This is a genomic window from Prevotellamassilia timonensis (assembly GCF_021531665.1).
Classification (GTDB): domain Bacteria; phylum Bacteroidota; class Bacteroidia; order Bacteroidales; family Bacteroidaceae; genus Alloprevotella.
In genome coordinates, this window is record NZ_JADYUH010000028.1 from 13,404 (window position 1) to 33,400 (window position 19,997).

Genomic DNA, 19,997 nt, shown 5'->3' on the forward strand with positions numbered 1-19,997 from the left:
ACCTGTCTGCTCTTGACGAGTAGAACGGTGGTTTTTGTTTTGTGGGTGCAAAGATAGGGTTTTGTTTTATGACAGGAAAGTTTTTGTGCGTTTTTTTGTTTTAGGAAGAAAGATGTGGTTGGGGAAGTGCGTGAAGAAGTGTGCGCTGTCGCATGTGGTGCAATTTCCTTCACGCCGGGAGGTGGAAGAGTCGGAGGGTGTTGTCAAGGATGGTGGTTTCGACGTCTGCCACGGGGAGTTCATAGGTCTCCGCGAGTTTGCGGATGACGAAGGGGACGTAGGAAGGTTCGTTGCGGGTGCCGCGATGCGGGGCGGGGGTGAGATAGGGCGCATCGGTTTCGACCACGAGGCGGGAGAGCGGTACGGCGGCGCGGAGCGTGGCGGCAAGTTTTGCGTTTTTGAAGGTCACGACCCCGCCGATGCCAAGGAAGAAGTTTGGAAAGCGGGTCAGCAGTTCTTGTGCTTGCTCGGCGGAGCCGCTGAAGCAGTGGAACACGCCCCGCAGGATGTTGGCATTCCCGCCATGACCGGCGATGATGTCAAGGAGTGCTTCAACCAGTTCTCGGTGTGCGGAGCGGGTGTGAATGACCAGAGGCAGGTTGTGGGTGATTGCCCACTCGGCTTGTCGTTTGAAGGTCTCCGTCTGTTCCTCTCGCCGACTTTTGTCCCAATAGAGGTCGATGCCCACCTCTCCAACTGCCACGAATTTTTCGGGTGTTTCGCTGAGCATCTGTTCCATCCGGTCGAGCAGCGGCGTTGGGTCTTCCGGCAGTTCGGTGGGATGAAGTCCCATCATGGGGAAGCAGAAACCGGGATAGTCTTCCGCCATCTTCATCATGGGTTGCAGGCTGGCTTCGTCAATGTTGGGGAGCAGCAAGGCACGTGCTCCTGCTTTTCTCGCATGCTCCACTACTTCTGCGCGGTCTGCGTCAAATTCTTCTGTGTAGATGTGAGTGTGGGTGTCGATGAACATGGGAGGATGGATGGTAAAAAGGGTGGGAAGGACAACGGATTCGGAGGTTGCTGAAAGGTCAAAAGGGACGGCACGGACGTGAGGCATGAACGGGCATCGGCTCTTTGACCTCTCTGTTTTTGGGGTCTAATAGTTCCCTTTCTATACTTGTCTTTTCAGCCAAATGCCCTTCAGAAAATTTTGATGTCTAATAGTCCCCTTCCTATACTTGTCTTTTCAGCAGGGAGCAGGCATAGTCCCAAATCGGGGCGGTTTTTTCTTTTCCGACGGAAATGCTGTCAAGTTCGCGGCGTGCGTCTTCGTAGAAGCGTTCAATGGCTGCGAGCGTCAGTGCGGGGATGCCGAGTTGGTTGTAGATTTCCGTGACGGTACGGATTTTGAGCGTCGGTTCCATCGTCTTGTCTTCCAGAATCGCCAGTAGTTTTTTGCGTGTTTCAGCATCGGCTTTTTGGAGTGCGTGGATGAGGAGGAAGGTTTTCTTCCCGCAGAGGATGTCTCCTCCGATTTGTTTTCCGAAGACGGCGGGGTCGCCATAGACGTCCAGATAGTCGTCCTGAAGTTGGAAGGCGAGTCCGATTTTCTCAGCGAAGCGATAGAGCGTGTCGGCGTCTTCATCCGGTGCGTTTCCTGCGAGCGCACCGAGTTTGGCGGCGCAGCCGAGGAGCACGGAGGTTTTGAGCCGAATCATCTCGATGTATTCTTCCTCCGTCACATCGATGCGGTTTTCAAAGTTCACGTCGTGTTGTTGTCCCTCGCAGATTTCTGTGGCGGTGCGTGCGAAGAGCGAGAGCATGCGTTCTTTGTTCGGGCAGTTGGTGTCGATGAGGTGTCTGAAGGCAGCGATGAGCATGGTGTCGCCGGAGAGCACTGCCGTGTTTTCGTTCCATTTCACGTGAACGGTGGGTTTGCCGCGTCTCATGTCGGCGTGGTCCATCAGGTCATCGTGGAGGAGCGTGTGGTTGTGATAGGTTTCAATCGCGAGGGCTGCGGGCATGGCGACTTCCGGGTCGTTGCGATAGATGGCGCAAGCCAGAAGCACGAGGGTGGGGCGGAGGCGTTTTCCGCCCATGGAGAGGGCGTAGGCAATTGGCTCATAGAGTCCTTGTGGCTCGGAGGGATAGGTCACGGCGTTCAGGGCTCGGTTGATGGAATCTAAGTAGTCCATTTTTTGGGGGATGTGTTTGTGTTGTTCGGAATCAGTCTGCCACTTTGTGGAATTGTTCAAGCAGCCAGCGTCGTTGTTCTTCGCGTGTCAGTTGGCTGTTGTCCAGCAGCAGGGCGTCGGGTGCTTGGCGGAGTGGGGCGGTTTCGCGGTGCGAGTCAATGTAGTCTCGTTCTTTGACATTGGCAAGAATCTCGTTGAAATCGACGGTCATGTTTTTCGCCTTCAGTTCTTTGAAGCGTCTTTCGGCTCTTACTTCCGGGGAGGCAGTGACGAAGATTTTGAGTTCTGCTTTTGGGAAGACCACGGTGCCGATGTCTCTGCCGTCCATGACGAGTCCTTTTTCTTTTCCCATCAGTTGTTGTTGTTTTGTCATGGCTTCTCTGACAAAGGGCAGTGCAGCGATGAGGCTGACTTTTTCGCTGACAGCCATGCCTCGGATTCTGTCTTCCACGATGATGCCGTTGAGCGTGACGAGCGGGAGGTTGGTTTCGGTGTCCAGGACGAAGCCCACTTGCACCTCGTTCATGCGGTGGTTGAGCGTCTCCACTGCCACTTCGCCGTCTTCGGTGAAGAGACCGTTGTCAAGGGCGAAGAGCGTCACGGCGCGATACATGGCTCCCGTATCTACGTAAACATATCCCACTTCGCGCGCCAGTTCTTTCGCCATGGTGCTTTTTCCGCAGGAGGAGTGGCCGTCAATCGCCACGATGATTCGTTTCATGTCCTTTATATTATTATAGTGTTTTCTCAGAAAGTGTGTTTCACAAGAAATCGGTTCTCTGCTCAGAATTGGTAGCCCGCCGAGACCATGATGGAGTTGGCGGCTTTGTGGTATCTGGCGTATGCCACATCAAATTTGAATTTTTTGATGTTCAGTCCCGCTCCGGCGGTGAGTCCTGCCCAACTTCCGGAGCCGGCGGCTTTCAGTTCGTTTCCACGTCGGAAGTTGTAGCCTATGGAGAGTCGGATTGGGTCGGCGGGCATCACGTCCAATCCGAGGGCGACGTGGTTCAGTGCCATTTTCCCGAAACTGATTTCTTTTTCTTCCTCTCCGGGCAGAGCGAAATAGCGCGATTTCCATCGTGTCATGTCAGAAAGTGTGACGTGCCATCGGATGGGGAGGTGTGCCGCTCCCATGCTGAAGCCGAGCGTCAGGTCGCAGGGCAGGTGTGTTCGAAGTCCGTTGTCGTAGGCTTTGATTTGCGTTCCGAGGTTCAGGAGTGCGGCAGAGATGGAGAGGTCTTTTTCTTCGTCGTAGTAGTTCAATCCGAGGTCAAATGCCATGGCGATGGCGGAATAGTCTCCGAGGTTGGAGAAGAGGAACTTGGCGTTGGCACCACCGCTCCATCGGTCGGAGAGGAGGTAACTGTAGCCTCCGCCGATGATGATGTCTTTTGGCGAGAACTCTCCCAGCACCTGCCCCATTTCATCTGTTTCCTGCATGGAGCCGTAGTTCATGTATTGCGCCATGACTGCCAGAGTGTGTCGTTCTCCGAGTGCTTTGGTGAATGCCGCGCCCATCCAGGTGCTACTGCTGACGTAGTTCATGAAGTTCAATTCCAGCGAGAGGTCGCTTGTGTTGGCGTAGAGTGCGGGGTTTTGCCATCCGACGGAGGGTGCATCTTCAATGAGCGTCACGTTTTTTCCGCCCAGTGCGGCTGAGTGGGGCATGGAGGGGAGTTTCAGCACGTTGAACGATGCTGTGCTTTCCTGTGCGGCGGCGCAGAGCGCGAAGAAAGAGCAGAAAAGGAGAAGAATATATTTTTTCATGAATTGGAAACGCTTCATTCGTGGTGAGAGGAAGTGGTTGCCTTGGTTCAAGCATTCCTTCGGCATTTTCGCGGTCAAAGGTACAGATTTTTCAGCGAACGGAGCGAAAGCAACGCTTTTTCCGTGCAAAAAACAAAAAAGCACAAAACACTGGTTCCGTCTTGCAAAAGTGGAAGATATGTGTTACTTTTGCAGTCGGATTTGAAATCTGTATTTTTTGTAGTTTATTACGGATTTCAACCAATCTTCAACCAGGTAGGGGCGCCTACCTGAGATTTAAGTAGTTTGGGCGCTTCGTTCGAAGAGATTCGCGCGAAGCGTCATTTTTTTGTTCGTTTCTTCACAGGGGTGTTCTATAAATTACGGGATAAGGAGCGTTCAAAAGAAAGTGCTTATGTTTTGGTCGGTTTCTTAGCGCGCCCTTTTGTAAGTTTCGTCAGTCGCATAGCCCGCTATGCTCCTTCCTCAACTGACAAAAGTTCATCTCTAAGAAATCAAAAATCAACTCAACCTAATTTTTAGAACACCCCTTAAGAGTGTTTACCGAACAGCCATAATTTTTCAAATCCCACCCGTGTTCTTGCTCGCCTTTCTCTTGTTTTGAGTAGTTTTGAGTAACTTTGCGCCCAAAATACTGTAACAGCATGAATATTGAACAAAACATCCGCACGGCAGTCATCCAAGCCGTGAAAGAACTTTACGGCGCCGACATCACGCCCGAACAAGTCACCACTCAGAAAACAAAAAAGGAGTTTGAGGGTCATCTCACCCTTGTCGTCTTCCCCCTGCTCCGCATCTCGCGCAAGAAACCGGAAGACACTGCCACCGACATCGGCAACTGGCTCATCGCCAACCATTCCGACCTCGTTTCCTCCTTCAATGCCGTCAAAGGCTTCCTCAACCTCGTCATTGCCTCTGACTGCTGGATTTCCCTGCTCAACGCCATTCACTCCGACGAGCGTTTCGGTCTGACACCCGTCACGCCGGAGAGTCCGCTCGTCATGATTGAATATTCTTCCCCCAACACCAACAAGCCGCTCCACCTCGGTCACGTTCGCAACAACCTCCTCGGTTGGGCACTCGCCAACGTCGTGGAAGCCAACGGAAACCGCGTTGTGAAGACGAACATCGTCAATGACCGCGGCATCCACATTTGCAAGTCCATGCTTGCCTGGCAGAAATGGGGCGAAGGCGAGACACCGCAGTCTTCGGGCATGAAGGGCGACCACTTGATTGGCAAGTACTACGTTGCCTTTGATCAGCACTTTCGCGCCGAGGTGCAAGAACTTGCCGCGCGTTTCACGGAAGAGGGCATGAACCCTGAAGAAGCCACCGAACGCGCCAAGAAAGAAAGTCCGCTCATGCAGGAAGCCCACGCCATGCTTGTCAAATGGGAACAGGGCGACCCCGAAGTGCGCGCACTTTGGCGGAAAATGAACGAGTGGGTCTATGAAGGCTTTGACATCACCTACAAGGCGATGGGCGTGAGCTTCGACAAGATATACTACGAAAGCGACACCTATCTCGAAGGCAAGGAGAAGGTGGAGGAAGGCTTGGAGAAAGGCATCTTCTTCCGCAAGGAGGACGGTTCCGTTTGGGCAGACCTCACCGCCGAAGGACTGGATGAGAAACTCCTCCTCCGCGCCGACGGAACGAGTGTCTATATGACCCAGGACATCGGTACGGCGAAACTTCGCTTCCGCGACTTCCCCATCGACAAGATGGTCTATGTGGTCGGCAATGAGCAGAACTATCATTTCCAAGTGCTCAGCATCCTGCTTGACAAGTTGGGATTCAAGTGGGGCAAGGACCTCGTGCATTTCTCCTACGGCATGGTGGAACTCCCGAACGGAAAGATGAAGAGCCGCGAAGGCACCGTGGTTGATGCCGACGACTTGATTGAAGGCATGATTGCCCAGGCTCGCATGACCGTCGAAGAAGCCGGAAAGTTTGACGACATGACGGAAGAAGAGAAAGCCGAAGTCAGCCGCATCGTCGGACTCGGCGCGTTGAAATATTTCCTCTTGAAAGTCGATGCACGCAAGAACATGCTCTTCAATCCTGAAGAAAGCATTGACTTCAACGGAAATACGGGACCGTTCATTCAATACACCTACGCCCGCATCCGTTCCGTGCTCCGCAAGGCTGCCGATGCCGGCATCGCCTGTCCGACGGAACTCCCCGGAGGCATCGCGCTCTCCACGAAGGAGGAAGACCTTGTGCAACACGTGGCAGATTTTGCTGCCGTCGTGAAGCAGGCGGGCGATGAGTTCCAACCCGCTGCTGTCGCAAACTACTGCTACGAGTTGGTGAAGGAGTACAATCAATTCTATCACGACTTCAGCATCCTCCGCGAGAGCGACCCGCAGGTGCAGGCTTTCCGTCTTGTGCTCTCCGCCAACGTCGCCAAGGTGGTGCGCACCGGCATGAAACTCCTCGGCATTGAAGTTCCCGAGAGAATGTGATGTCTCTGCGAGTAGATTCCCTCATCCTCTTTCGCCGATGAAGCAGAAGTTCTATGTCGTCTGGACGGGTCGCTGCCCCGGAGTCTATGCCACTTGGGAGGAATGTCGTGCTCAGGTGGAGGGCTTCCCCGCCTCGCGCTTCAAATCCTTCCCCACCGTCGCCGAGGCACAAGCCGCCTTTGCCGACCCGCCGGAGAAACATGTGGCGTCCCCCGGACGCAAGTCCTCTGCTGCCGATGGTACAGCGAAAAAGGGCGGGCAAAAAAAGACGGAAAAGAAGTCGGGGGCTGAAAATGCTGAGGCATGCCACGCTCGTGTCGCCATCCGCATGGACGAAAACGGCTTACCCATTCTGCCTCCCGGTGTGGACCCCAACGGCATCGCCGTCGATGCTGCCTGCTCGGGCAATCCGGGAAAGATGGAATATCGCGGCGTGCATCTCGGTTCCGCCACGGAAATCTTTCATTTCGGTCCGGTCTATGGGACGAACAACATCGGTGAGTTTCTTGCCATCGTTCACGCCCTTGCCCTTTGCAAGCAAAAAGGTTGGCAGGTTCCCATCTTTTCCGACAGTCGCAACGCCATGCTCTGGGTCAAGAACCGCAAATGCCGAACCACCCTCGTTCGCAACGCCCGCACAGCCCGGCTCTATGAACTCATTGAACGTGCCGAGAAATGGTTGAAGGAAAACGACCACTCCAACCTCCCGCTCCACAAATGGGAAACGCGCCGCTGGGGAGAAATTCCCGCCGACTTCGGCAGAAAATGATTGTCTGCGTGGGACTCGCCGAACACATCCACACCAAAAAGATACGCTTCGTTCCGGGATTCTTCTCAAAACGAAGCGTATCTTTTTTGTGGCTGTCCGCTAAGTAATCCTCAAAAATTAACCTGCATCATCTTTGAAAATCTTTTCGGTCCATATTTCCTCCCTCATCATTCACATAGCTACGGCTATGCTCCTTCTTCGTGTGAAAATCTGACCTCGAAAATCTAATTCAAATCTGACGCAACTTATTATTTTCATATTACTAAACAGTCTTTAGGAGTGTTCTATATTTCATGATGTAGAATTTGTAAGGTGAATAATAGGATGAGAAAAAGAATTTGTGGCGGAAAAGTTAGGCTGAAGAGCACTGACAAACTATAGACAAAAATAGATTTATGCTGCAAAACGCCGATTCCTGCAGGCTTGCTCCGAAAAAACACGCACGGCGAAAGAATCCCACGCCAGAAGAGAGTAAGGCATCGGGAGAGAATAGGGAGGCATCGGGAGAGCATCATGTCTAACAAGAACATGGTCATGTATGCCGGCACATACGTCACTCCCTTTTCCATCCTCAAATCTTTCGTGTAGATGAGGTATTTTTTGGGGTATTTTGCACGAATCTCAAATCTTTTTGGCGTAAAACGACACGAATCTCAAAATTTGGATGTAGGAAAGGAGCGTCAAAAAGGCAAACGAGAGCCAACACCTTTTGTCCGGGTTGACTCTCGTTGTCTCTGTCATTTTGAAAATCCGTCCCCGTCGTTTTTGGGGGTAAAAAACGTTAGTGCTCAGACTTATGCCGTACAAATAGAATTGTAAGAGTTGATATTATATATAAAGTAGAAGATTCTGTTTTCAGAGTAAGTTTTATGAACGATAGAACATTCACTCGTCAGTGGTATATACATCAAAGAGTGTAGAACCAAACTGAGTAGAAGGTCCTTCATACTCTGGGGACTGAGGGATGACTTCTCCATTTCCTGGTTCACCACCTGCGATGGAGGTGCAAATCATTACTATATTCTCATAGTTATATACCTTTAATATAGGACTATCATATTTTCTCTTCATTGTATAATTACTTTTCTTTGATTAATAATATTAAGCCCCTTTTGAGGTTTGGATAAGTATCTGCCGTTGAGGTCGAAACATAGTTCTGCTGTCCCGTTATCATGCTCAAGGACATTTATGTATGTGGTATCACCGACTTCACCAATTGTAAATAAACGAGAAGAGGTAGATTTCGCTGTTTCGAACCATCCTCGGAAAGCGTAAAGAGGAACAGACGCATTATTATACCAAAACTTGTCATTACTGATGTAGTAGAGATCTTTGGACTGATTCTCTTCATCGTTGGGATTAAGAGTTATAGTTGTAAAACTTCCCCTCATGTTCCAACCTATATTTTCGAAGAACGTATTACGTGGTTCTTTACAAAACGTGACATTATCTGCACTGACGGAAACCTTGTCAGTTCCTATCAATTTAAAAACAACTGGATTTCCAGTCTCAACCTCAATAATGGGTTCGAATAACATCCTGTCCTCCGAAACCTCTTCCAACTTATAATATTGTATGTTAGCATTACTACGCACAGCAAAGGGCAAGCAAATAGTCCCCCACATGTTTGATGGACAATCTCTCTCGTAGATAACACTAGGAATTATAACTTCCTCCGATGGTGCGTTGAAATCTCTTCCATCCAATAGTGTGAAAGTGCCTCCCATCCCTGTTACATGTTGAAAGTCCAATTTTCTTAATTGAGTTTCTGATGCAAGGGATTCGTTTACAAACGATGGAATATATCCTTCCATAGCTAAAGAAGCATTTTCTCCAGGTTCGTCAATCTTCACGTAAGACGTAGATGAAGCAATGTTATAACCAGTGTGTGCATCAACAGCCAATTTAGCATCAGTTATTTTTATTGGATAATAACCGGGGTGCATTTCGGAAGACGTTAGATAATAAAATTGCATGAGGTTACCACTATTTCCTTCAATAGGAGCAAATGTATCATGATAGATAACGACTCGATAATGTCCTTTATCTTGCAGGGACGTCACACTCACATTGTGTTCAGGAAAGAATACTCCCTTCTTCACGATACCGGGAAATCGTTCTGGTAATAGCTCTAGTGCTTCATCGTCTATGAGTGTCATTCCGTCAGGAAGCCAAAGGTCAAACTGTATGGCAGTGTATGCCATTGTATTGTTCATCTGTACCATAAACGTTAAGTTCTCATCCCAATCATTTTCGGTGATACCGGATGATGTTGAGAATGGCGTTATCTGCAGAATGTCTTCAGCCTTCGACCGTGTTGGAAACGTAAGGTTAAGGAGAAGAAATACAATCAAAACTAAATTCTTTTTATTCATTTGTTTCAGTTGTTATGATATCCAACACTCCAAGGATGTCATAAATATCAATGGTTTCATCCTCGTTTGGGTCTGCTACTTCTCGGATTAATTTTTCATCTTCAATTTCATTAATGAACGAAAGTGTACCAAGTACATCATAAACATCCACTTGATCGTCACCGTTGACATCTCCGATTTTGTAAACTCCCAACTTTCCATTGCGAGTGTGTGCAGTAACAGCTGTACCATCTGCCTGCACCATGGATATCTGATTTATCTTTATTTGCTTGTTAGTACCCGTAGGCACTGTTTCGGGTATATAAATATTAAAGGTCAGCAGTGCCTGTGTGGCAGGGGATGTTTCGCCGCCGACAAAAGAGAACTGCCATAACTTTGAACCATCTTCAATTATTGAAATGGTATCTTCAACTTCGCTAACTGTAACAGTGTAACCCACGGCATTGCTACTCACAATAAAATCACGTGCATCAATTTCATATTGTGGAGGAAAGGTGAGACGTATGTTCATATCCTTTACAACTTGCGTATTTGCCAAGTTGATAGCATACTTCACCGTTTTCCCGGGTGATGTATTTATGATTGGAAGATAGTAGGAATAAGTGGAAAGTGCTGGCATTAAAGGTTCATTGGGCGAAAGGGGGTTAAATATGAACTTTGCATAAAAGTGCATATCTTCCTTTCCGACAGTGTAACTAAAAGAGGGTAGAAGAGTGTACAACTCCCCATTTAAAAACCATCCTGCAAAATCATAACCACTATTGGCATAAGCGTGTAGTGAGAGTGCAGTGCCTTCCATAAACCGTCCAGTTTGTCCGGAATAGGTTCCGCCATCTGAACAAATTGCGGTAGCATAATGTTTAAGTCGGGGTTCGTTAGGTTCTGATGGAACTGAAGGATTAAAAATACAATTAGCTGTCAGAGTATCTCCTTCGGTCGGCATCGTGTAGTTAAACGAGGTACTTGTTGATATAATCTCACCTTCACTGTTGGACCAGTTTAGAAAACTATATCCCTCTTCAACGTATGCATTGATTCGAACATTAGTATCTTTTTTATACCTTCCAGCCCCACTCACCGTGCACCCTTGACTACTATTAAGATGCAATCGATAAAAGAGCATAGTAGTTGGATCTTGAGGTTCTTCGGGATTAGGCGGAGTGTAAGAATAGAAAGCAATCAAAGTATCTGTCTTTTCTGTATTTACAAAGGATAGTGTGGTTGATTCCCCGATTATCTGCCCTTTCGTATCCATCCAGTGGTGAAAAGTATAGTTTGAATTAACATAAGCGTAGAGATTTACAAGACTCCCCACAATATACTTCCCGCTACCAGAAACACTGCCTGCCTCTTTTATGTTTTGCAGGATAACAATGTGTGAATAGCGGTCGGGTACAGCTGGTTCTGGTGGTGATGAGGGATTAAAATCATCTTGACCATAGGCAGTAATGTACCCTAAAAGGCACATTACTGCAATAAATGTATTTCGCATATTATTCATACGCTTGTTTTTTGTTTCTACATTGGTAAAAACTATTCTATCTTACTTTGTGAAGACTTTTCTGCCGTTTTGAATGACGATACCTTTCCAAGAATCAGATACTTTTTGTCCACTTACATTGTACATTGGCACGTTAGTGCTGTTTGTCATCTCAGGCTTATTGATGTTTGTAGTGATGTCTGATGAAAATCGCAGCATGAAGCGTCCATCATGTGTGCCTGCTTCTGCATAAAAAGTATAATCTTCATTTACGAGATCTGTTTCTTTGCCATTTTGCAAATCCACGAGAGTAACGTTTTCTGCAGTGCTACGATTGAGACGAATGGAAAATTTGCCGGATTTGCCTACGCTGATACCAGTCTTGACGGTTCCATCCCCTATAGGGCGCTCATTGATTGCGTACCGTGTGCCATCACTACTCATTGTAAAAATTTGTGGAACGTTGACATCCATGCTCATCATCTTGCTGGCATCACATGAAAGCTCGTAATCCATGAGAGCGTTTTCATTTAAAACGACGCGGGTTCTGTCTTGGCTATCTCCATCAGTGATGGTGATGTCAGTCAGGATACGTGGTGCTGAACAACTTTGTAATTTTGCTTGAGTCGGATTTTGACTTACAATTTCTGCGTTCAGTTGTCTTCCTTCTGCGGGAAATCCTATGGTGTTCTGTTCTGCGTTCGGACACTGGACAAAGAATGCTTCATTCGGACGGATAGCGTAGTCGTCATCCGTGATAGAATAAGCTTTGTAAGTCCGATTGTACGTGTCCCATACAGTGATTGGTCCTGCAAAGTTTAAATAATGGCTATTGAAGAAACATTGCCAAGGGTTACCCACAAGATTCCACCCCTTGTTTGCTTCTGTATCGGAAGGGCATTCTTCTAATGTTTTCACAAGTTCGGTACTTGCAAACATGTTTTGTTTTGTCTCGTTGAAAGAAGGGAAATAGTTTTGAGCAGTATAGTTTGTCTGCATGATGAAGCCTGTACCGGCAGGAATAATGGCGTCATCTTCAAAATTTTTCCATGAACCGACTCCACCGATTGTTGCACGATTTGTTCCGTCATAGTATCGTATAGCTTTTTGAACGCTGTTCCCGTCGCTATTCTTTGAAATGATGTCAGAAACCCTTAAGTCAAAAGGAAGACTAAAGAAATACCATCTTCTATCGTAGGTAGTAAGTTCCACACCTGCCTTACCGTTGATGGTTACATTGTTACAGTTGCTGTAAAGTTGTGCGGGATAATTATCATAGTTGTTTGTGCTTTCACCCATAGTAAGGTCATTAATTACTTGGGCATTGTCGCCATTTATTTTCAGATGATTCAAGATATTATAATTGCCTTGAACATGAATATTGGGACTTCCCTCCAATCGTTCACGATTAAGGACGAGTGGACGATAAATCATCCAATCTTGAATTTCGGAAGTGTTAAATCCTTCCACTGACTTAAAATTATACCAATACTGGTCCAACTTATAGGACGTAACTAAATGATTGGGAACTAGAAGTCGTATGTTGGGGATATATTCAACACTAACAGGATAATCATAACCCGATTCATACAAAACAAGATTTACGCAATTCAATCGAAGCGTCTCAAGTTTAGGACAGTTTGCAAATGCTCTGGGGAGAGAATGGAGAAACTGCCCAATTTCCACTTCTTTTAAATTCCCGCAATATTCGAATGCTTCTATATCTAATGACTCGATATTTTTCAACTTAACTGATTCCAACGCATGACAACCGTTGAATGCTCGAACTCCAATATGTTTTAGCTTGTTCGGAAATACTGTTGTCATATTGGGATTGTTTTTGAAGGCTTCATATCCCACCTCTTCCAATTCCTCAGGAAGCACTACTTCTTTACAAGCAATGTTGTTAGTACACATTTCCTTTCCAATATACCTAAGATTTTTGGGAAATACAAGTCTTTCTAACCATTTCATATCACAGAAAATATTGGAATAATTGTCTTTGTTATATAGTAGTTCACAGTTTTCTGGCAATACAATCTCTTTGACGTGACTGCCGCGGAAAGCATGCATACCAATAGTCGTGAGTGTGGAAGGAATTATTAGATTGTCAATTCTTGAATTCTGGAAAGCAGACGCATGAATCGTTTTCAGACCCTCAGGAAGTCTCATTTTGTGAAGGAAATTTGAGGCGGTGTCCGCTTCACAACTGAACTGTTTCTCCGGTATCTCAGTGATGATCGCCTCGCTGAGATCAAGATCCTGCAAATAATGCATCATCTTGATTTTAGTCCAATCGTCGTTGTTCATCTCTCCAGTAACTTTTAAACGACGAACGTTCTTAATATGGTCAGTATTATATAGTATCTCCGTTCCAAGACTACCTGGTTCAAGCAGATTTACTGAGATTAGAGGACTCTCCATGATACCAATATTCTTGAATCTAAATACTCCATAACTTGTCTGGATTGTGGCTACCCACGTGATTTTGTGGGTGCCGGCAGATAGTTGTTCAAAGAAATAACCATCTTGTTCCTCACGCAGTGTTCTCATCAAAACGCCATCTACATATACAGAGACATATCCTAAAGCATCGTATGCTCTTTCAAACACCTTGTCATATCCAATCACAGAAGGTTTATCTACCTTTACAATTGCACTCAAACTCAAAGATGTGACTTGTCCTTCTGCATACAGACTTGTACACAATTCGTTGTTTCTTAATTGCCAATTCCATTCTGAGCTACTAAATTCCCCTTCTGAATTTTCCCACATAATTGGATATTCATTCCAATAGGGTGCATTGTAGCTTTGTGAAGCAGACAGAGCATAACGCAATCTAACAGCGGCCTCTGTCATCTCATCAATATCTGCTGTGGTTCTTGAAGAATATAAATCCGTGTAATATTTAAAAACTTCTGCCCTATAGCCATTCTCAACAAACATTTCTGTCTTCTGTATTTCTTTATACAGTTTCAATGACGCAACATAACGGTCACCATCGGCGTTGGCAGGGATTAATTTCCAATGTACAGCACCTGTGACAGGTTGACTATAATTGATTTCTGTCGCATTATTCCCCATCCATCCTAAATAATGCTCAGGATTGTAATATTCGTATCCTTCCGGACATTGAATAAGGTACTCATTTTCATTTAATATTAATGACCAGTGAGTGTTATTTTGTTCCCAAGAAGTTAAACGCACCCCATCGTAGGCTCTATAAAGATAGTCATTACCATTTTTTATGGTCATAAATCCATTATCAATGGATGTGATTATAAAGTCTGAGGGGTCTTCTTTGATATGTAAACCTCCCTGTTCCTTATGTGCAAACAAATCTGTTTCCACATTGTAAAGATAATAACTGTTTCCCGACACGAGTGATGTTTCCGGTATGGTCGGTCGAACAAACTCTGCCCAACTTGAGGCTGAGTACATACTCACACAGAAAAGCATGAGAATTTTTAAAACTTTCTGTCTCATAATAATGATGATTTATTGATTAAGAATTAATGTTCTTCATGAAAGGATCGTGGCAAGAATTGTCTTGTCCTTCAACTAATGCAGAAGAACAAGGCAAACATAATGTATAATGTTTTGTTGAAAGATATGAATAGATTGGTAACATGATAAGTGCCCAGACACTTATTCCGAGTTTGTCAGGAGGGGCATTAGAGATGATTGCCAATGCTCCCTCTTGGCAGAAATGAGTTTATTGAATCAGATACATACAAAAAAACGTGGAGCAAGTCTCGTCACTCGTTCCACGCTTGTAGGCCTTCGCATTGCCCTGTCTGTCGAAACGAGCAACGCTGAAAGCCCCACGCTGTGTATTTTCAGCACAATCCTATCAGTAGATTGATAAATGCTATCAAACACTAATAAAATTGGATATAATACACCCATGAAGCGTTCTCGTTGCTTTGCTATTGACAGACAGATGAGTTTGCGAAGTTCACAAGCGTCAAAAACAAAGCGCAAGTACGCTTTTTCTATATGTATGTTTAACCCGCCTCTTGCCCATAGGGCTTTCAGCAAGGCTAAATCAAGGCAAAAATAGCGATTATATATTAAATTGCAAATATTTGTAGAATAATATGCCGAAATAACGTTACATTCTTTACAGATAACGGAGTGTCCTTTACATGGAGGACACGCCTTTCTTTGTTGTATAAACTTTAGTTGCAAAGAATATTTTATACTGCCGTCTCAATAGATGAAGGAACTGCCGCCGAGGAACTCGCGAAGGAGAGACGTGGGAGGCAAACCGAGGATGGGGATGGGTTTGACGTAGGAGAGGAACTTGCGCAGGCGGTAGGCTTCGCTGTATTCTTCCGCGTTCTCCGGCACTTCTTCCAACAGTGGCAGTGCCTGTTCGCGCAGGGCGGCGAGTTCAAAGAGTAGGGCGGTGTTCACCATGACGTCGGCGTTTTCTTGGAAGGGGAAAATCCACCTTTCTTCTCCTCTTCTGACAGAAGGCCATTGCGCGATGGTCTCTTGGGCGGAGCGGGCGCGGTATTTGTGGTCGCGGACGATGCGGCGCAGCAGGCGATTGTCGGTGGTGGGAATGTAGTTGTGGTCGTCGAGCAGCAGGGTTGTGAGTGCGGAGGCATAGATTCTGAATTTGTGTCGGTCGTCCACACCTTCTGTCAGTCTCGGGTTGAGCGCGTGAATGCCTTCAAGGATGAGGATGTCGTTCTCTTGGAGTTTCAGTTTCCTTCCGCTCGGGACGCTTTTCCCGGTGAGGAAGTCATAGCGCGGCGGTTCAACCTCTTCTCCGGCGATGAGGGCGTTGAGTTGGGAGGTGAGGAGTTCGATGTCCATTGCTTCGATGTGTTCGAAGTCATATTCTCCTTTCTCGTCGCGAGGTGTGCGGACACGGTCCACAAAGTAGTCGTCGGTGGAGATTGCCATGGGGCGTATGCCGCAGACAGCGAGTTGGACAGCGAGTCGTTTGGCGAAGGTGGTTTTCCCGCTGGAGGAAGGTCCGGCGATGAGCACGACTTTCACGTCGGGGCGTGAGGTGATGGTGTCGGCGATGGCGGAGATTTTCTTTTCCTGCAGTGCTTCGCTGATGTGGATGAGGTCGTTGGTGTGTCCGTTGGCGCAGGCATAGTTGAGGTCTCCGACGGTGGTGACGGTGAGGATTTCGTTTCGTCGGTGCTGTTCCCGGAAGACCTCGAACATCTTGGTTTGTTTGGTCAGAGGGCGGAGTCTGTCCGGGTTTGCCGGATCAGGGATGCGCAGGAGCAATCCGTCCCCATAGGGTATGAGGTCAAAGAGATAGAGTTGTGAAGTGCGGATGAGGAGCGAGCCGTAGAAATAGTCCGCCGTGTCGCCGAGTGTATAGTAGGTTGTGTAGAGCGAGCCGAGGCTTTGGAGCAGTTTGACTTTGCTGTCCAATCCGTCCTCTTTGAAGCGTCGGATGGCTTCCTCTGTGGGGCAGGTGATGCGGTGGAAGGGCAGGTCGTCGTCAATGATTTTCTGCATTTGACGTTTGAGTTGTTCGACGACTTCGGGTGTGACATCATTCTCGGACAGCAGTCTGCAGTAGTAGCCGTTGGAAACGGGTGTGTCGATGCGCAGGCGGGTTCCCGGGAAGAGGTCGCGCAGGGCTTTGTAGAGCACGAAGAAGAGCGAGCGCGTGTAGGTTCTCAAGCCGGAGGAATTGGTGATGTCGAGGAACTCGATGTCTTTGTCCATGAAGAGCGTGAAGTGCAGCCCTTCCACTTTGTGGTTGACCTTTGCGCTGGTGGCACCGTGCGGGAGGTGCAGGTCAAGGAGTTCATAGACCTCTTCCAGGTTGCAGCCCAGCGGAACGCGGTGACTTTGCCCGGTGTTGGCGCAACGGATGGTGATTTCTTTTTTCATGTCTATATTTTAGGGTAAGTGTCGCGTGTATATATAAGGTATATATCTTGGAGATTATTCTCCCTTGTCAGACGGAGGGCAGAGAGTGTCCGTTGATTTTTCGGTAGAGGTCAAGCGCGTAGATGTCGGTCATGCCGGAGAGGAAGTCGAGCACCGCCATGAGTCGGTCGCCGATGCGTGGGGCACGCACCTCATACTGTGAAGGCACCTGTGCCAGCAGGAGGGAGGAGTAGGCTTTCTCGGGCGTCATGACGGCATCGGTCATGAGTTCCAGGAGCGTGTAGATGATGTGGTAACCCGCGAGGTCCACGTTCGTCACCTCTCGGCAGCGATAGATGCGACTCATGGCGACCTCCTCGCATTTTCTGTAGGCTTCTCTGAGTTGTGCCGGAAGATGGTCGATGAGCGAGCCTTGAAACTCTCCGGCAAGGATTTCTTGTTCGTTTTCGACAAAGATGCGGACACAGGCGCGCTCCAAGGCGTTGATGACGCAGGAACGGTAGCAGATGATGGTGTCGTCGTTGTCCGTTCCGCTGCCGTAGGCTTCTTCCAGCCTTTTTCTTTCTTCCTCGTCAAAGAAGGAGAGGAGAAGGTCTCGCGTGGTGTCGTAGGTGAGGAGTCGAAGTTTGTGGGCGTCTTCGATGTCCATGATTTCATAGCAGATGTCGTCGGCGGCTTCGACGAGATAGACCAGCGGGTGGCGGGCATAGACGGCGGAGCCGTCCGCCGAGCGTTCGAGGCATCTGATGCCGAGTTCGTCGGCGATGGACTGATAGGTGAGTCGTTCGCTTTCAAAATATCCGAACTTAGGCTTTCTCACGGCTCGGTCGGAGCCGATGGGATATTTGACGATGGAAGCCAGTGTGGAATAGGTCATGACGAAGCCCCCGCTGCGTTTTCCTTGAAAGTGGTGTGTGAGGAGTCGGAAGGTGTTGGCGTTTCCGTCGAAGCGTGTCATGTCAGTCCATTCAGCCTCGGAGAGGTCTTTGCCGTCGGGCGTGATGAGGTCGTAGAAGCGTCTGCCCGGTCCTTCGCTGAAGAAGGTACGGATGGCGCTTTCTCCGCTGTGGCCGAAAGGCGGATTCCCCATGTCGTGGGCAAGACACGCTGCGCTGACGATGGCACCCATTGCTCCGACGCCACATTCTTCAAGGGCGGGGTCTTGGCGCAGCAACTCGCGGGAAACGTCGGTGCCGAGCGAACGTCCGACGCTGGAAACCTCAAGACTGTGCGTGAGGCGGTTGTGGACGAAAATACTGCCCGGAAGGGGGAACACCTGCGTTTTGTTTTGCATTCGGCGGAAGGCAGCCGAGAAAATGAGTCGGTCAAAGTCACGCTGAAACTCTGTTCGACTTTCTTCCAACGGTTTGGGACTGTTCTCTTTTCCCAAACGCTTGGAGGAGATGAGTTGATTCCATTTCATAGCACCGCAAAAGTAGGGGTTTTGTGTGGAAAACGACGGTGGCGAAAACGAAAAATTCATAAACCGCGGCAGGAACGGCTTCCCGTTCCGTGGTTTTTCAGAACGCCCCTTCACGGGTTGGTCGGAGGAATGTTTTGTTTTTTCGTAACTTTGCGCCCGCGAAACAGAATCGTGACAAAAAGACTATGAAGAAATTGTTCATTGAAACTTACGGTTGCCAGATGAATGTGGCAGACAGTGAGGTGGTGGCTTCCGTCATGCGCATGGCGGGCTATGAGCCAACAGAAAACATGGATGAGGCGGATGCCGTGTTTCTCAACACGTGTTCCGTGCGTGACAACGCGGAGCAGAAGGTGTTTCATCGCTTGGAGGCGCTGAATGCGCTTCGTCGAAAAGGACGCGGTTTTCGTCTTGGTGTGCTTGGCTGCATGGCGGAGCGTGTCAAGGAAAGTTTGCTCCACGACCATGGCGTGGACCTCGTGGCAGGTCCCGACTCCTATCTGAACCTCCCACATCTGATGGCGGAGGTGGAAGCCGGCGGAAAAGCCATTGACACGGAACTGAGCACGACGGAGACCTATCGTGACGTGTTGCCTGACCGCTACTGTGGCAGCCGCATCTCCGGCTTTGTCAGCATCATGCGCGGCTGTAACAATTTCTGCCACTATTGCATCGTACCCTACACCCGAGGCAGAGAACGTTCGCGGGACGTGGAGAGCATTCTGAAGGAAGTGGCAGACCTCGCCGCAAGGGGTTATAAAGAGGTGACGCTGCTTGGTCAAAACGTGAACTCTTACTGTTGGAAGACAGAGGGAGGTGAGGTGCGCTTTCCGGAACTGTTGCGCAGGGTGGCGCAGTCTCAGCCCGGCATGCGGGTGCGTTTTTCAACGTCCCATCCCAAAGACATGAGCGACGAGACGCTGCACGTGATTGCCGAAGAAGCGAACGTGTGTCGTCACATTCACCTGCCGGTGCAGAGCGGTTCAAACCGCATTTTGAATTTGATGAATCGGAAATACACGCGCGAATGGTATCTTGACCGCGTGGCTGCCATTCGTCGCATCGTGCCCGACTGCGGACTTTCCACCGACATTTTTGCGGGCTATTGCAGCGAAACGGAGGAAGACCACCGCTTGTCGCTGTCGCTCATGGAGGAGTGCGCCTATGACTCAGCCTTTATGTTTAAGTATAGTGAACGCCCCGGCACCTATGCTTCTCGTCATCTCGCGGACGACGTGGAAGAGGCGACGAAGGTGCGCCGTTTGGAAGAATTGATTGCGTTGCAGAATCGTTTGAGCGCGGAGGCGAATCGCCGTTGCATTGGAAAAGAATATGAGATTTTGGTGGAGGGTGTCAGCAAGCGTTCTCGCGATCGCCTTTTCGGTCGGACAGAGCAGAACCGTGTGGTTGTTTTCGACCGTGGCAACCATCGCCCCGGAGAATTTGTGAGAGTGCGCATCACCGATGCTTCAAGTGCCACGCTGCAGGGTGAGGAGGTGCAGTAGGCGGCAGTGAAAAAAGGAAGTTTCTGACTGCATTCTCTCCATTCATGCTCGTGAATTGCTTCGTGCATGGTCTCATAAACTCCTGAACCATTCGTAACCATCCGAAATCAGCCGTCCTATGCGGACAAAAAAATCTCACGGGTTATCCGTGAGATTTTTTGTAATAATAAGGAAGCATCTGCTTGATTTGCTCCGGTG

At 48.4% G+C, this 19,997-nt stretch carries 13 protein-coding genes; 4 read left to right on the forward strand and 9 right to left on the reverse strand.

Annotated features, from left to right (window positions below):
* Window positions 1–169: 169 nt before the first annotated feature.
* The 4 genes from I6E40_RS06185 to porQ form a co-directional block, all read right to left on the reverse strand.
* On the reverse strand, window positions 170–1,060 hold the full coding sequence (locus I6E40_RS06185; protein WP_235386126.1) for a TatD family hydrolase: 891 nt from the start codon (window positions 1,058–1,060) through the stop codon (window positions 170–172).
* Between the two features lie 115 nt (window positions 1,061–1,175).
* A complete protein-coding gene (locus I6E40_RS06190; protein ID WP_235386128.1) occupies window positions 1,176–2,138 on the reverse strand; it encodes a polyprenyl synthetase family protein in 963 nt (320 codons plus the stop codon).
* 31 nt (window positions 2,139–2,169) lie between these two features.
* Window positions 2,170–2,859, reverse strand: a complete 690-nt coding sequence (gene cmk, locus I6E40_RS06195) for a (d)CMP kinase (protein ID WP_235386132.1) — start codon at window positions 2,857–2,859, stop codon at window positions 2,170–2,172.
* Window positions 2,860–2,921: 62 nt separating this feature from the next.
* Window positions 2,922–3,908 carry a type IX secretion system protein PorQ gene (gene porQ, locus I6E40_RS06200; protein WP_235386134.1) on the reverse strand — a complete coding sequence of 329 codons (987 nt, stop codon included), beginning with the start codon at window positions 3,906–3,908 and terminating at the stop codon, window positions 2,922–2,924.
* Here porQ and I6E40_RS06205 point away from each other — a divergent pair.
* The 3 genes from I6E40_RS06205 to I6E40_RS06215 all read left to right on the forward strand — a co-directional run bounded on the left by I6E40_RS06205 (window position 3,907) and on the right by I6E40_RS06215 (window position 7,142).
* Complete coding sequence (locus I6E40_RS06205) at window positions 3,907–4,113, forward strand: hypothetical protein (RefSeq protein WP_235386136.1); 207 nt, start codon at window positions 3,907–3,909, stop codon at window positions 4,111–4,113. The genes porQ and I6E40_RS06205 overlap by 2 nt on opposite strands.
* A gap of 439 nt (window positions 4,114–4,552) precedes the next feature.
* Entirely contained in the window at window positions 4,553–6,373 is a 1,821-nt protein-coding gene (gene argS / locus I6E40_RS06210; protein ID WP_235386138.1) for an arginine--tRNA ligase, read from the forward strand.
* Between the two features lie 37 nt (window positions 6,374–6,410).
* A complete protein-coding gene (locus tag I6E40_RS06215) occupies window positions 6,411–7,142 on the forward strand; it encodes a viroplasmin family protein (protein WP_235386139.1) in 732 nt (243 codons plus the stop codon).
* Between the two features lie 1,067 nt (window positions 7,143–8,209).
* On the opposite strand, the gene I6E40_RS06220 is transcribed toward I6E40_RS06215, so the two are convergent.
* From I6E40_RS06220 to dgt, 5 genes are all read right to left on the reverse strand, one after another.
* Window positions 8,210–9,517 carry a hypothetical protein gene (locus I6E40_RS06220; RefSeq protein ID WP_235386140.1) on the reverse strand — a complete coding sequence of 436 codons (1,308 nt, stop codon included), beginning with the start codon at window positions 9,515–9,517 and terminating at the stop codon, window positions 8,210–8,212.
* The gene (locus I6E40_RS06225) at window positions 9,510–11,009 is read right to left on the reverse strand and encodes an InlB B-repeat-containing protein (RefSeq protein WP_235386141.1); all 1,500 of its coding nucleotides are present in this window, start codon (window positions 11,007–11,009) and stop codon (window positions 9,510–9,512) included. Before I6E40_RS06225 ends, I6E40_RS06220 begins: the two co-directional genes overlap by 8 nt.
* Before the next feature lie 51 nt (window positions 11,010–11,060).
* A complete protein-coding gene (locus tag I6E40_RS06230; RefSeq protein WP_235386143.1) occupies window positions 11,061–14,483 on the reverse strand; it encodes a leucine-rich repeat domain-containing protein in 3,423 nt (1,140 codons plus the stop codon).
* Window positions 14,484–15,209: 726 nt separating this feature from the next.
* Window positions 15,210–16,871, reverse strand: a complete 1,662-nt coding sequence (locus tag I6E40_RS06235) for a nucleoside kinase (protein ID WP_235386145.1) — start codon at window positions 16,869–16,871, stop codon at window positions 15,210–15,212.
* Between the two features lie 67 nt (window positions 16,872–16,938).
* Window positions 16,939–18,294, reverse strand: coding sequence for a dGTP triphosphohydrolase (dgt, locus tag I6E40_RS06240; protein WP_235386146.1), 1,356 nt, complete (start codon window positions 18,292–18,294; stop codon window positions 16,939–16,941).
* 185 nt (window positions 18,295–18,479) lie between these two features.
* Between dgt and miaB the strand changes: the two genes are divergently transcribed.
* Window positions 18,480–19,799 carry a tRNA (N6-isopentenyl adenosine(37)-C2)-methylthiotransferase MiaB gene (gene miaB / locus I6E40_RS06245; RefSeq protein ID WP_235386148.1) on the forward strand — a complete coding sequence of 440 codons (1,320 nt, stop codon included), beginning with the start codon at window positions 18,480–18,482 and terminating at the stop codon, window positions 19,797–19,799.
* Window positions 19,800–19,997: the final 198 nt, after the last annotated feature.

Bases quoted from the DNA above. Each gene is read 5' to 3' on its own strand.
- I6E40_RS06185 (WP_235386126.1), bottom strand. From the start codon at position 1,060: ATGCCTCACGTCCGTGCCGTCCCTTTTGACCTTTCAGCAACCTCCGAA.
- I6E40_RS06190 (WP_235386128.1), bottom strand. From the start codon at position 2,138: ATGGACTACTTAGATTCCATCAACCGAGCCCTGAACGCCGTGACCTAT.
- cmk (WP_235386132.1), bottom strand. From the start codon at position 2,859: ATGAAACGAATCATCGTGGCGATTGACGGCCACTCCTCCTGCGGAAAA.
- I6E40_RS06205 (WP_235386136.1), top strand. From the start codon at position 3,907: ATGAATTGGAAACGCTTCATTCGTGGTGAGAGGAAGTGGTTGCCTTGG.
- porQ (WP_235386134.1), bottom strand. From the start codon at position 3,908: ATGAAAAAATATATTCTTCTCCTTTTCTGCTCTTTCTTCGCGCTCTGC.
- argS (WP_235386138.1), top strand. From the start codon at position 4,553: ATGAATATTGAACAAAACATCCGCACGGCAGTCATCCAAGCCGTGAAA.
- I6E40_RS06215 (WP_235386139.1), top strand. From the start codon at position 6,411: ATGAAGCAGAAGTTCTATGTCGTCTGGACGGGTCGCTGCCCCGGAGTC.
- I6E40_RS06220 (WP_235386140.1), bottom strand. From the start codon at position 9,517: ATGAATAAAAAGAATTTAGTTTTGATTGTATTTCTTCTCCTTAACCTT.
- I6E40_RS06225 (WP_235386141.1), bottom strand. From the start codon at position 11,009: ATGCGAAATACATTTATTGCAGTAATGTGCCTTTTAGGGTACATTACT.
- I6E40_RS06230 (WP_235386143.1), bottom strand. From the start codon at position 14,483: ATGAGACAGAAAGTTTTAAAAATTCTCATGCTTTTCTGTGTGAGTATG.
- I6E40_RS06235 (WP_235386145.1), bottom strand. From the start codon at position 16,871: ATGAAAAAAGAAATCACCATCCGTTGCGCCAACACCGGGCAAAGTCAC.
- dgt (WP_235386146.1), bottom strand. From the start codon at position 18,294: ATGAAATGGAATCAACTCATCTCCTCCAAGCGTTTGGGAAAAGAGAAC.
- miaB (WP_235386148.1), top strand. From the start codon at position 18,480: ATGAAGAAATTGTTCATTGAAACTTACGGTTGCCAGATGAATGTGGCA.